Raw genomic sequence first — 12,538 nt, 5'->3', positions numbered from 1 at the left:
CACCGGACGGCCGTCCGCGCAGGCCGCGCCGCGTGGCGCGTGCGACGATCGACCGCGATGAACGCGACCCTCGCCCTGGCCGCCCGCGTGCCCGCCGCCTCCGACGCCGCGCCCGAGCTCACGGGCCTGGCGGGCTGGGTGGTGGGCGTGATCGAGACGCTCGGACCCGCCGGGGTGGGCCTGGTCGTCGCGCTGGAGAACCTGTTCCCGCCCATTCCGTCCGAGGTCGTGCTGCCGGTGGCCGGGTACGTCGCCAGCCAGGGCGAGATGAACCTCGTGTGGGCGATCGTCGCCGCCACGCTCGGCGCGGTGGCCGGCGCCTGGGTGCTGTACGGCCTGGGCGCGTGGTTCGGCCGCGCGCGGCTGCGCCGCTGGCTGGAGCGCATCCCGCTGATGGAGGTCGAGGACCTCGACAAGGCCGAGGCCTGGTTCGACCGGCACGGCGGCGCCGCGGTGCTGATCGGGCGCTGCGTGCCGATCGTCCGCTCGCTGGTGTCGGTCCCCGCCGGCCTGGAGCGGATGCCGCAGGTCCGGTTCCTGCTCTACACCGCGATCGGCAGCGCGGTGTGGAACAGCCTGCTGATCGTCGGCGGCTACGTGCTCGGGTCGCAGTGGCAGGACGTCGGGCACTACTCGGACTACATCAACTACGCCGTGTACGCGGTGATCGTGATCGTCGTCGTCCGCTTCGTCTGGACCCGCCTCCGCCGCCGCCGGGCCGCCGCCCGGGGCTGACGCCTCAGCCGAACAGCTCCGCGACCGCCGACGAGTACAGGTCCTGGCCCTTCATCCGGCTGGTCTCCTCGGCGCCCAGCACCCGCCGCACGCCGTCCTCGCCGACCACCTGCGACGCGCCGCCGGTCCGGCCGAGGGGCAGCACGATCCGCTCGGGCGCCGGGGAGTAGGTCGCGCCCGGCTCCCGGCCCTCGATCGCCGCGCGGATGTTCGCGGCGACCACCTCGGCGTGCGCCCGCGCGGCCGACGCGCGCTTGGACTCCGGCACGTCGGTGATGTCGCCGACCGCCCACACCGTCGGGTGCCCGGTCAGCGCCAGCGTCGGCTCGACCCGCACCTCGCCGAGGCCGGTGCGCGCGCCCGCGAGGTCGCCGGCCAGGTAGTCGCTCGCCGGCAGGTTGCCGTAGCAGCGGAACCACATCTGCGCCTCGATGCGCTCGCCCGCCTCGGTCTCGACGACGAACGGCTCGTGCACGCCGACGTCCACGGGCGGCAGGTAGCCCAGCCGCGAGCCCAGCAGGAAGTCGACCTTCCCGTCGAGCTGCGCGTGCACCTCGGCGCGCAGCTCCGGCAGGTAGTCGCCGGTGGCCAGGGCGTCGTCCGCCTGGTCGACGAGCGTGATCGCCAGGTGCGGGAAGGCGTCGAGCAGCTCGCCGGCCAGCTCCAGGCCGACCGCGCCCGCGCCGACGACCAGCACCCGCTCCGTCCGCTCCAGGCCCGCGCGCATCCGGGCGAGCCGGGCCCGCGCGACCGTCGTCTCGGACTCGATGAACTTGGCGGGGAACGGGTAGGACGTCCCCGTGGCGAGCACCAGGTGGTCGGCCTCGACCGTGGTGCCGTCGGCCAGCTGCACGGCGGACGACGTCGCCCGCTCGACCCGCTGGTGCACGACCCGGCCCCGCTCGAGCAGGCGGTCGTAGCCGAAGAACACCCGGCTCTCCCAGACCGGGTCCACCGCGGCGCGCAGGGCCGCCGACGCGTGCACGAACGCGTCCTTGGGCTCGACCAGCACCACGTCGGCGACGTCGTCGAGCAGCGTCGCCACCCGCGTCCCCCCGTACCCGCCCCCGACCACGACGACCCGCGGCGCTGCCATGTCGAACCCCTCTCGCCCGTGCGCGGCCACCGGTCGCGGCCCCGTGCCCCCGAGCCTGCCACCGCCGCGGCGGCGCGGGCTGGGACGCAGGACCCGCCCGCGCCGTGACGTGCGCGACCCTGCTCGCGCGTCGTCCTCATCGAGATGGCAACTCTCGGCTGTGTGGCGCGGGCCGCGCACAGCCGAGAGTTGCCATCTCGGCGTCCGGGGCCTGCGGGTGAGGGGCGGCGTGCGGCGCCGCCCCTCCGTCAGGCCGCGGCCCGCTCCACCAGCGCGTCCAGGCCGGCCAGGTCGAAGCCGCCCATGCCGAAGCTCGCGACGACCCGCATCGGCATGTCGCCCATCATCGCCAGCATGGTCGGGTCGAGCGCCGCCGTGGCCTCGCCGAACGCGGCCCCGAGCAGCTCGGCGCCGCGCGGGTGGGCCAGCCACTCGTTGACGGTGGAGTCCGGGGTGAGCGTGCCGTACAGCGCCTCGCCCGTGACCGTGACCTCGGCCGTGCCGCGGATGTCGCGGGACGACGCGCCGACCTCGACCACCGTGCGGCCGCCGCCGACCGCCCACCGGCGCAGGCCGGGGTGCCAGTACGACAGGTCGCGTGCGTCCAGCGCGAAGGTCAGCGTGCGGGACTCGCCCGGCTCCAGGGTCACCTTGGCGAACGCCTTGAGCTCGCGGGTCGGGCGCAGCACGGCCGCCTCCGGGTCGCCGACGTAGACCTGCACGGTCTCGGTGCCGGCGCGGTCGCCGGTGTTGGTCACCGTGACGGTCACCTCCACCGCCGAGGACGCGCCCTCGCCGGACACGGTCGCCGCGACGTCGGAGTAGCCGAACGTCGTGTACGACAGGCCGTGGCCGAACGGGTAGGCGACGTCGACCAGGCGGGTGTCGTACCAGCGGTAGCCGATGAGCACGCCCTCGCCGTACCGGACGTGGCCGTTGTCCCCGGGGAAGTTGCCGAACGCCGGGGTGTCCTCGACGCGGTGCGGGATGGTCTCGGCGAGCTTGCCGGACGGGTTCCGGACGCCGAGCAGCAGGTCCGCGACGGCCGAGCCGCCGGCCTGGCCGCCGAGCCAGGTCTCCAGGACCGCGGCGGCGGCGTCCTGCCACTCGACGGCGACCGCCGAGCCGTTGGCCAGCACGACGACCACGCGGTCGTTCACCTCGGCGACCGCGCGCAGCACGGCGAGCTGGTTCGCGGGCAGGTCCAGGTGCGTGCGGTCGTAGCCCTCGGACTCGTCCGGGGCGGGCAGGCCGAGGAACAGCAGCACGGTGCCCGCGCCGCGGGCGGTCTCGACGGCCTCGGCGAGCAGCGCGCTGTCGTCCGCGTCCTGCGAGCCCTCGACGCCGGCGACGGAGAAGCCCGCGGCGAACGCGAGGTCCGTGCCGGTGGCGGACCGCAGCGCGGTGAGCGCGTCGTCCAGGCGGGTCGGGTTCACCTGCGAGGAGCCGGCGCCCTGGTACCGCGGGGTGCGGGCGAACTCGCCGATGACGACCGCGTCCGCGGCGGCCGAGGCCGACAGCGGCAGCGCCGGTGCGTCGCCGACGACCGCGTTCTTCAGCAGCACCGAGCCGTCCGCGGCGGCCTCGCGGGCCAGCGCGTGGTGCGCCTCGACGTCGATCGGGCCGGGCTCCGCCAGGGCCGGCTGCGCCTTCGCGATCATCGCCAGCACCCGGCGCACGGCCGTGTCGAGCACGGCCTCGTCCAGCTGCCCGTTCTTGACGGCGTCCACGACCAGCGCGTCCGTGCGGCCGCCGGTGGCCGGCATCTCCAGGTCCAGGCCGGCGGCGACGGCGGCGACGCGGTCGACCACGGCGCCCCAGTCGGACACGACCAGGCCCTCGAAGCCCCACTCGTCGCGCAGCACCTCGGTCAGCAGCCAGTGGTCCTGCGAGGCGTAGGTGCCGTTGATCTTGTTGTACGAGCACATGACCGTCCAGGGCTGCGCCTGCTTCACGACGCGCTCGAAGGCGGGGAAGTAGATCTCGCGGAGCGTGCGCTCGTCGACGTCGGAGGAGGCCCGCATGCGGTCCGTCTCCTGGTTGTTCGCGGCGAAGTGCTTGAGCGAGGTGCCGACGCCCTCGGACTGGATGCCGGACACGAGCGCCGCGCCGAGGTCGCCGGCCAGCGCCGGGTCCTCGGAGAAGTACTCGAAGTTCCGGCCGCACAGCGGCGAGCGCTTCATGTTCACGCCGGGGCCGAGCAGCACGGCGACCTCGTTGCCGCGGGTCTCGCGGCCCAGCGCGCGGCCGACGCGGTCGAGCAGGTCGACGTCCCAGGTCGACGCCAGGGCGGCCGCCGGCGGGAAGCAGGTGGCGGGCACCGAGTTGCCGATGCCCAGGTGGTCGGCGCTCTCGGCCTGCTTGCGGAGGCCGTGCGGGCCGTCCGTCACCATCACCTGCGGCACCCCGAGGCGCTCCACGCCGTCCGTGTGCCAGAAGTCGGAGCCGGACGTCAGGGCGGCCTTCTCCTCCAGGGTGAGCTCGGCCAGGACGCGCTCGACGTCGAATGCGGCGGTCATGCGGGGGCACCTCCTCGTGCGGTGGGTCTGTTGCCGCCACTGTAGCCGATGCCTACCGCGCGGTCGGGTTTTCCGCCGGGATCCGCCGACCTCCTGTGAGAACCTGTCCACCACGCGCCGGCCGGCGCGGCAGGAGCACGGTGACGGGGGCAGGGACGATGTCCGTCGAGACGCAGCAACGGGGCTACGCGAAGGGGCGCGCCAAGCGCCGGGAGATCATCGACCAGGCGACCGCCATGTTCGGCGAGGTCGGCTACCGCGGGGCGTCGCTCCGCGAGATCGCGGCGCGGTGCGGCATCTCGCACCCGGGCCTGCTGCACCACTTCCCGACCAAGGAGTCGCTGCTGCTCGCCGTGCTGGAGCACCGGGACGACGTCGACATCGAGTGGCTGGAGACCGACAGCCCGGACGGGGTCACCACCCTGCGGCACCTCGTCGAGCTCGTGGCCCTGAACGCCACCCGCCGGGGGATCGTCGAGCTGTACGCCGTGCTCTCCGCCGAGGCGACGTCCGCCGACCACCCGGCGCACGCGTACTTCCAGGACCGGTACCGGCGCGCGCTCGACACCGCGACCACGGCGTTCGCCCGGGCGGCCGAGCAGGGCGCGCTCCGCGACGGCGTCGACCCGGACTCCGCCGGCCGCCAGCTGATCGCGCTGATGGACGGCATGCAGGTGCAGTGGCTGCTGGACGACGGCGCCACCGACATGGCCGGCGTCGTGCGGCGGCAGGTGCAGGACCAGCTGACCGTCCCGCTGGACGCGACCCCGGACGCCGCCCCGGCCGACGCGGCGGAGCTGGACGCCGACGGCTGACCGGCGCCCGCGCTACGCCGGCGCGGCCGTGCCGTCCAGCAGCGACCCCGTGACCGGGGCCGGCGGCACCGCGACGCACAGCCCGGTCCGGTCGCCCCGCGCCCAGGACGCCTCCGTCGGCGCCCACGCCAGCATCCGGGTCCCCTGCTCCCGCTCGGCGGCGGTCAGGTCGCACGACGCCTCGACCCGCGCCGACGCCTCGGCGGACCCGGGCCACGCGGCGCCGGGCTCGAACGCGTAGGACGACACCGCCTGGGCCGCGTGCGGGTCGGCGCACGGCACGACCCGCACCCGGTCGACCGGCCCGTCCGGCGGCACGTCCGCCAGGCAGCTGCCCGGGACGAGCTGCACGGCGTGCGCCGTCACCGGCGACGCGACGTCCGCCGGCAGCGGGCGCTGGGCCAGGGCCGAGCCGACGAGCACCGCGATCAGCGGGACCCAGGCGAGCGTCGCGAGCGCGCCGAGGACCACGCCCGCCACCGCGAGGCCGCGGCCGCGGCGGGGCTCGGGCGCGCCCGGTCGGGTCCGGCGCAGGCCGACGAGCCCGAGCGCCAGCGCCACCGGCCCGGTGCCGAGCACCCCGGCGACCAGCGAGGCGACCGCCACGCCGTCGGTGCGCGGTCGGGGCGGGGCCCAGCCGGGCGCGTAGAACGGCTCGGGGTAGCCGTACGGGTCGGTCACGTCACACCTCCGCCGCGGCCCCGGCCGCGAACGTCCCGGCGAGCACCGAGCCCGTCGCCGCCGGCTCGGTCGACAGCACGCAGTACGCCCACCGGTCGCCGGCGGCCCACTGGTCCGGGTGCACGAAGTACACGTCCGCCCACGACTCGGCGGGCAGGGCCGTCGGCCCGACCAGGCGCTCCGCGACGGCCACGCACCGGTCCAGCAGCTCGGTGTACGCGGCGTCCGGCTCGGTCACGTCGGCGCGCACGGGCGTCGACATCGTCAGCCGCTCCAGCACCTCGGTCGCGTGCCCGGCCGCGCAGTCGACGACGCCGGCGTCCGACATGTCGTAGGTCTCCGGGGCGGTGGCCAGGCAGTCGCCGGGCACCAGGTCGTCGGCGAGCTCGAACCACGGCAGCGTGGTCTCCTGGCCGGCCGCGCCCGCCGCGCCGTCGGCGTCGTCCGGCGCGGGCCAGGAGCCGGCGGACGACGCCGCGGGCCCGGTCGCGGCGACGCCCAGCGCGACCACGACGCCCAGCCCGACGACGAGCGCGGTGGTCAGCACCCCGCCGATCCAGGTGGCCGCGATCGCGAGGCCGCGCCCCTGCGCGCCCGAGCGACCGATCCGGCGCTGCGCGGCGATGCCGAGCCCCAGGCCGACGGGCGCGGTGAGCAGGCTGGTGGCGAACGAGGCGAGCGCGAGCACGAAGGCGGCGACGGCCAGGCCGTCGGTGCCGGGCGCGGGCGGGGGTGGGCGCCAGCCGGGCGGGGGCGCGCCCCAGCCGGCCGGGGGCGCGGGCGGGGCGACCGGCGGCGGCGACGGCCAGGCGGCGGCCGGGGCGACGGGCGGGGCGTACGGCGGCAGGGGCGCGTGGCCGGCCGCGACCGGCGACGGCACGGCGGCGGTCGTGGCCGGGGTCGCCGGGCCGGCGTACGGCGGCAGCGCCGCGTGGCCGGCGGCGGACGGGGCCGCGCCCGGCCAGGCCGGCGGACCCGGCTCGGGGGTCGACATGCGCCGAACCTAGCGGGCGCGCGCGCCGCGGCGGCCGCCCGCCCGCCCGGTTCCCCCGGACGGGCGCGCGCGCACCGCGCCGGGCCTCAGGCCGCGTCCGCGATGTCGAGCACCACCGGCACGTGGTCGGACGGCGCCTTGCCCTTGCGCTCCACCCGCTCGATCGACGCGCCGGTCACCCGCGGCGCCAGCGCGGGCGACGCCCAGGTGAAGTCGATCCGCATGCCCTCGTTCCGGGGGAACCGCAGCTGCTGGTAGTCCCAGTACGTGTAGGTGTGCTCGGCCGGGACGTGCACCCGGGACACCTCGGTGTAGCCGCCCGCGCCGAACGCCTGGAACGCGTCGCGCTCCGCGGGGGTCACGTGGGTCCGGCCGGCGAACACGCCGATGTCCCAGACGTCGGTGTCGAGCGGCGCCACGTTCCAGTCCCCGACCAGGGCGACCGGCAGCGCCGGGTCCTCCTCGATCCAGCGCCGCGACTCCTCCTGCAGCGCCTCGAGCCAGCGGAGCTTGTAGTCGAAGTGCGGGTCCCCGACCTCGCGGCCGTTGGGGATGTAGAGGCTCCACACCCGCACGCCGCCGCAGCTCGCGCCGAGCGCGCGCGCCTCCGTCACCGGGTCCTCGCCCCACCCGGGCTGGCCGGCGAACGCGTGCTCGACGTCGTCGATCCCCACCCGGGACGCGATCGCGACGCCGTTCCACTGGCTGAACCCGCTCGTGACCACCTCGTAGCCGGCGGCCTCGAAGGCCTCGCGCGGGAACTGCTCGTCCTTGCACTTGGTCTCCTGCATCGCCAGCACGTCCGTGCCGGTCCGCTCCAGGAAGGCGATCACGCGGTCGACGCGGGTGCGGACGGAGTTCACGTTCCAGGTGGCGAGGCGCATGACGGGCACGCTACCGGCCGGTCCCGACACCCGCGGAACCGCGGGCCCGGCACCCGGGCGACGGGGGGTCCGCGACCGTAGGGTGGCCGCATGGGAACCGCACTGATCACGGGCGCCAGCGCCGGCCTGGGGCTCGAGTTCGCCTGGCAGCTCGCCACCGCCCGGCACGACGTCGTCCTCGTCGCCCGCGACGGCGAGCGGCTCGAGCGCCTCGCCGCGCAGCTCCGCGCCGCGGCGGGGGTGCACGCCGAGGTGCTCCGGGCGGACCTGACCGACCGCGCCGACCTGGAGCGGGTCGCCGAGCGGCTGCGCGCGACCGAGCGCCCCGTCGGGCTGCTGGTGAACAACGCGGGCGTCGGCCTGGGCCAGCGGTTCGTGGGCAGCGACCTGGCGAAGCAGGAGGCGGCGCTCGAGCTCATGGTCCGCGCGGTGCTGGTGCTGTCGCACGCCGCGGCCGGCGCCATGGTCGAGCGCGGGCGCGGCGCGATCCTCAACGTCGGCTCGGTCGCGGCCCTCATGACCTCCGGGACGTACTCCGCGCACAAGGCGTGGGTCCGCACCTTCACCGAGGGCCTGGCGGCCGAGCTCGCCGGCACCGGCGTGACCGCCACCGTGGTGTCCCCGGGCCTCACGCACACCGAGTTCCACGAGCGCGCCGGCCTGCGCGCCGAGCAGGCCTACCCCGAGCTGGCCTGGCTGTCCGCCGACCGGGTCGTGGCGACGGCGCTCGCGGACGTCCGGCGCGGGGCCGTGCTGTCGACCCCGAGCCTGCGGTACCGGGTCGCGTCCGGCGCCCTGCGCGTCCTGCCGCGCTCGGCGCTGCGCGCGCTGTCCTCCCGCCGGCCGGACCGCGCCCCGGGGGACTGAGCCGTGGCGCGGCGTCGCTACGCTGGCGACGTGACGACCTCCTCCCTCTCCCCGACGCCCCGCGAGCAGCTCCGCGACCTCATCGTCGAGCTGGCCGTCGTGCGCGGCCGGGTCACGCTGTCCTCCGGCCGCGAGGCCGACTACTACGTCGACCTGCGCCGGGTGACCCTGCACCACCGCGCCGCCCCGCTCATCGGGCACGTGCTGCTCGACCGGCTGGAGGAGGTCGGCCTGGGCACGGCGGACGTCGAGGCCGTGGGCGGCCTGACGCTCGGCGCCGACCCGGTCGCCACCGCCCTGCTGCACGCCGCCGCGTCGCGCGGGCAGGACCTCGACGCGTTCGTGGTCCGCAAGGAGGCCAAGGCGCACGGCATGCAGCGCCGCATCGAGGGTCCCGACATCGCCGGCCGCCCCGTCGTCGTGCTCGAGGACACCTCGACCACCGGCGCGTCCCCGATCGCGGCCGTCGAGGCCGCCCGCGAGGCCGGCGCCGACGTCCGCGGCGTCGCGGTGATCGTCGACCGCGCCACGGGGGCGCGGGAGAAGATCGAGGCGCTCGGCGTGCCGTACCACTTCCTGTTCGACCTGGCGGACCTCGGTCTGGCCTGATCCCCGCGGCCGGGTCCCGGCGTCAGGCCGCCGCGTCGAACGGGCAGGCGGTGTCCTCGCCGAGCGCGTCGCCCGTCGCCGCGTAGGCGCGCGCCCGGGACCCGCCGCACAGGTCGGCGTACGCGCACCGCCCGCACCGCCCGGTGAACTCCGCCGCGCGGATGCGGCGCAGCAGCGGGTCGTCCCGGTAGATCTCGGCCAGCGGGCGGTCCCGCACGTTCCCGAGCGCGAGCGGGAGGAAGCCCGCCGGGTTGACCTCGCCGTCGTGCGCGACGAACACGATCCCCTTGCCGTCCCGGGTCGCCGCGGTGTGCGCGGACGAGCGCTCGCGCGGCGGGCCGAGCAGCTCGACCAGCCGGTCGGCGAGCGCCCGGTAGGTGGGGGGAGTCCGGGACGGGCCCGCCCGACCGGCGCTCGGCGACGACCCGGCGGAAGAACGGCGCCTCGACCGTGCGCACGACGAAGCCGTACCGCGAGGCGTCGTGCAGCAGGTGGCAGGCGTCCAGGTGCTCGGTGGGCGTGATCGACCCCGCCGAGGTGCCGCGGCCGGTCTCGACCAGGAAGAACACCTCCCAGATGCGCGCGCCCGTGCGGGCGACGGCCTCGGCGACGTCGGCGAGCTCGTGCAGGTTCGCGCGCATCACGGTCGTGTTGACCTGCACGTCGAGGCCCGCGGCGACGAACGCCTCGATCGCCGCGACGGTGTCCGCGAAGTGCCGGGGCGCGACCCGCACGCCCTCGTGGGTGGGCGCCGTCGCGCCGTCGAGGCTGACCGACACCGCCCGCACCCCGCTGCCGGCGATCCGCGCCACCACGTCGGGCGTCAGGCGGGGCGTCACGGCCGGGGCGAGGGCGGTGGGGATGCCGAGGTCCACGGCGCGCCCGACCAGGTCGAACAGGTCGGGGCGCGCCAGGCAGTCGCCGCCGGTGAGGACGAGGATCGGGTGCGGCCGGCCGAACCCGGCGACCTGGTCGACCAGCGCCAGGCCCTCGGCGGGGCTCAGCTCGCCCGGGAGCGGCTCGGTCAGGGCGCTGGCGCGGCAGTGCCGGCAGGCGACGCCGCACGCCCGGGTGACCTCCCAGAACACCAGCATCGGGCGCTGCGCGAAGTCGACCTTCGACCGGGGCGCGCCGGTCGCGGGGTGGTGGGCGGCGGGGGAGGCGGGACGGGGCACGGGGGCTCCTCGGCGAGCGGCGGCGGTCGTGACCGGCCCCGACGCTAGACCCGGCGCCCCGGCGCGCGCCGGGGGCCTAGGTCCCACTCAACCGGCGCCGGGGGGCGTCGACCGCCGCGGCCGCGGTGGTCAGACCGCTGCGAGCACCGCTCCGACCACCGCGATCGTCGCCACCACCTCGCCCGCGCCGATCACCGCCGGGCGCACCCGGCCCCGCCGGGGCAGGGCCGCCGCGCGGCCGAGCAGCGCGGCCGCCACGACCACCAGCGCCACCCCGGCCGCGCCGGCGGGCCGCCCCGCGGCGGCCAGGGCCACCGCCCCCGCGACGAGCGCCGCGTGGTACCCGACCGACAGCCGGTAGGTCGCGGGCCGGTCGCGCTCGCGGATCATCGACTTCACGTACGGCACCGTGCCGACCAGGTAGGCGGCGAGCAGGCCCGCCGCCGCCCACGCCCGCGGGTCGTCCGCGCCGGGCGGCCACCACCCCGCGGGCGTCCCGCCGAGCCCCGCCGCGACGACCGTCAGCAGGACCGCCGCCGCGATGGTGACCAGGTCGTTCCCGTAGGACCGGTCCGCGCGCCGCGCCGCGTACCGCAGGCTCACCCCGAGCAGCACCGCGAACGCCGGCGCCCAGCGCAGCAGCGCCGGCGCCGCCACGAGCAGCGGGACCCCGAGCACGGCGGTGGCCGCGGCGTAGCCGAGCACGGGTGACCGGTACCGCGGCCTGCGGCCCGAGCGCAGCCACTGCGTCGCCGCGAAGTACAGGCAGTACGCCGCGAGCCAGGCGACGACCAGCAGCGCGTGCCACCCGGTCGGGCCCGCGACGAGCGCCCCGACGACGGGCGGCGCGACGACCATCGCCCACGCGCCGTGCTGGTTCGGCACCCACGCGCGCGGGACGCGCCGCCGCCGCGCGGGGGCGGGCCGGCTCGGGGCGCGGTCGGCGCCGCGGGCGGGGGTCACCGCGCCATCCTCCCGGCCCTCGGCCGGGAGCCCCCGGGACCGAGGGCTCATCCCCGGCCGGGTGCCCCGCGGTCAGGCCTGCGGTGCCGCCGCGGCGCCCGGGTACGACTCCGCCCACTCCGGGACGCGGTCCACCAGGTCCGCCACCGAGCCCAGCACCTGCGTCGGCCGGAACGGGTACCGCACCAGGTCCTCGGTCCGGGTCGACCCGGTCAGCACCAGGAACGTCCGCAGGCCCGCCTCGATCCCGGCGACCACGTCGGTGTCCATCCGGTCGCCGATCATCGCGGTCGTCTCGGAGTGCGCGTCGATCCGGTTGAGCGCGGACCGGATCATCATCGGGTTCGGCTTGCCGACGAAGTACGGCTGCCGGCCGGTCGCGGCGGTGATCATCGCGGCCACCGCGCCCGTCGCGGGCAGGTCGCCCTCCTGGCTCGGGCCGGTGACGTCCGGGTTGGTCGCGATGAACCGCGCGCCGCCCTGGATCAGCCGGATCGCGCGGGTGATCGCCTCGAACGAGTACGTCCGGGTCTCGCCGAGCACGACGAAGTCCGGGTCGGCCGAGGTCAGCGTGTAGCCCGCCTCGTACAGCGCGGTCGTGAGGCCGGCCTCGCCGATGACGTAGGCCGAGCCGCCGGGCTCCTGGTCGGTGAGGAACTGCGCCGTCGCCAGCGCCGACGTCCACAGCGACTCCTCGGCCAGGTCGATGCCGGACGCGGCGAGCCGCGCGCGCAGGTCGCGCGGCGTGAAGATCGAGTTGTTCGTCAGCACCAGGAACGGGTGGTCGCCGTCCCGCAGCGCCCGCACGAACTCGGGCGCGCCCGGCAGGGCCACGCCCTCGTGCACGAGCACGCCGTCCATGTCGGACAGCCAGGACGCGATCGGCCGGGCCGTCACTGGTCGAACGCCTTCCGCTCCACGGCGGCGCGCTCGGCGGCCTCGTCGTACCGCTCGTCGCGGCCCTCGGCGGTGACCTGGCCGCGCCTCGCCGCGCGGCGCCCGCGCCACAGCTCGATGCCAACGGGGATCACCGAGACCAGCACGATCAGGACGGCCAGCGCCTCGATGTTGTCCCGGACGAACGAGATCGTGCCGAGCAGGTAGCCCAGCACGGTGACGCCCACGCCCCAGAGCAGCGCGCCGACCACGTTGTAGGACACGAACGTCCGGTACCGCATGCCGCCGACGCCCGCGGCGACC

Annotated in this window: 12 protein-coding genes and 2 pseudogenes; 4 read left to right on the top strand and 10 right to left on the bottom strand. The window is 76.8% G+C overall.

What is annotated here, in order from left to right:
- Nucleotides 1-57: 57 nt before the first annotated feature.
- Nucleotides 58-735, top strand: coding sequence for a DedA family protein (locus VER05_RS01320; protein ID WP_324843600.1), 678 nt, complete (start codon nucleotides 58-60; stop codon nucleotides 733-735).
- A gap of 4 nt (nucleotides 736-739) precedes the next feature.
- Here VER05_RS01320 and VER05_RS01315 read toward each other — a convergent pair whose 3' ends face one another.
- Nucleotides 740-1,831 (bottom strand): FAD-dependent oxidoreductase, encoded by a 1,092-nt coding sequence (locus tag VER05_RS01315; protein ID WP_324843599.1) that lies wholly within the window; start codon nucleotides 1,829-1,831, stop codon nucleotides 740-742.
- A 248-nt stretch (nucleotides 1,832-2,079) separates the two neighbouring features.
- A complete protein-coding gene (locus tag VER05_RS01310; RefSeq protein ID WP_324843598.1) occupies nucleotides 2,080-4,350 on the bottom strand; it encodes a glycoside hydrolase family 3 C-terminal domain-containing protein in 2,271 nt (756 codons plus the stop codon).
- Between the two features lie 140 nt (nucleotides 4,351-4,490).
- Here VER05_RS01310 and VER05_RS01305 point away from each other — a divergent pair, with 140 nt between their 5' ends.
- Complete coding sequence (locus VER05_RS01305; RefSeq protein WP_324843597.1) at nucleotides 4,491-5,165, top strand: TetR/AcrR family transcriptional regulator; 675 nt, start codon at nucleotides 4,491-4,493, stop codon at nucleotides 5,163-5,165.
- A gap of 12 nt (nucleotides 5,166-5,177) precedes the next feature.
- Here VER05_RS01305 and VER05_RS01300 read toward each other — a convergent pair whose 3' ends face one another.
- From VER05_RS01300 to VER05_RS01290, 3 genes are all read right to left on the bottom strand, one after another.
- Nucleotides 5,178-5,846, bottom strand: a complete 669-nt coding sequence (locus tag VER05_RS01300) for a DUF4190 domain-containing protein (protein ID WP_324843596.1) — start codon at nucleotides 5,844-5,846, stop codon at nucleotides 5,178-5,180.
- A 1-nt stretch (nucleotide 5,847) separates the two neighbouring features.
- Nucleotides 5,848-6,840: a DUF4190 domain-containing protein gene (locus tag VER05_RS01295; RefSeq protein WP_324843595.1), complete on the bottom strand. Its 993-nt coding sequence runs from the start codon at nucleotides 6,838-6,840 to the stop codon at nucleotides 5,848-5,850.
- An 86-nt stretch (nucleotides 6,841-6,926) separates the two neighbouring features.
- Complete coding sequence (locus VER05_RS01290; protein ID WP_324843594.1) at nucleotides 6,927-7,724, bottom strand: exodeoxyribonuclease III; 798 nt, start codon at nucleotides 7,722-7,724, stop codon at nucleotides 6,927-6,929.
- Nucleotides 7,725-7,814: 90 nt separating this feature from the next.
- Between VER05_RS01290 and VER05_RS01285 the strand changes: the two genes are divergently transcribed.
- Together VER05_RS01285 and pyrE are read left to right on the top strand one after the other, a co-directional pair.
- On the top strand, nucleotides 7,815-8,591 hold the full coding sequence (locus VER05_RS01285; protein WP_324843593.1) for an SDR family NAD(P)-dependent oxidoreductase: 777 nt from the start codon (nucleotides 7,815-7,817) through the stop codon (nucleotides 8,589-8,591).
- A 30-nt stretch (nucleotides 8,592-8,621) separates the two neighbouring features.
- A complete protein-coding gene (gene pyrE, locus VER05_RS01280) occupies nucleotides 8,622-9,200 on the top strand; it encodes an orotate phosphoribosyltransferase (protein ID WP_147794623.1) in 579 nt (192 codons plus the stop codon).
- Nucleotides 9,201-9,222: 22 nt separating this feature from the next.
- Here the strand turns inward: pyrE and VER05_RS01275 are convergent, their stop codons facing one another.
- From VER05_RS01275 to VER05_RS01255, 5 genes and pseudogenes are all read right to left on the bottom strand, one after another.
- On the bottom strand, nucleotides 9,223-9,480 hold the full coding sequence (locus VER05_RS01275; protein WP_324843592.1) for an SPASM domain-containing protein: 258 nt from the start codon (nucleotides 9,478-9,480) through the stop codon (nucleotides 9,223-9,225).
- A gap of 382 nt (nucleotides 9,481-9,862) precedes the next feature.
- A pseudogene (locus VER05_RS20260) lies at nucleotides 9,863-10,294 on the bottom strand (radical SAM protein); the annotation flags it as partial.
- A gap of 210 nt (nucleotides 10,295-10,504) precedes the next feature.
- Nucleotides 10,505-11,338 carry a YwiC-like family protein gene (locus VER05_RS01265; RefSeq protein ID WP_324843590.1) on the bottom strand — a complete coding sequence of 278 codons (834 nt, stop codon included), beginning with the start codon at nucleotides 11,336-11,338 and terminating at the stop codon, nucleotides 10,505-10,507.
- Nucleotides 11,339-11,410: 72 nt separating this feature from the next.
- Complete coding sequence (locus VER05_RS01260) at nucleotides 11,411-12,199, bottom strand: HAD-IIA family hydrolase (RefSeq protein WP_324843601.1); 789 nt, start codon at nucleotides 12,197-12,199, stop codon at nucleotides 11,411-11,413.
- 32 nt (nucleotides 12,200-12,231) lie between these two features.
- A pseudogene (locus VER05_RS01255) lies at nucleotides 12,232-12,538 on the bottom strand (hypothetical protein); the annotation flags it as partial.

This window comes from Cellulomonas sp. (assembly GCF_035634735.1).
Classification (GTDB): Bacteria; Actinomycetota; Actinomycetes; order Actinomycetales; family Cellulomonadaceae; genus Cellulomonas.
Note: the sequence above shows the minus strand (reverse complement) of the source record. Positions and strands in the feature narration are given on the sequence as shown.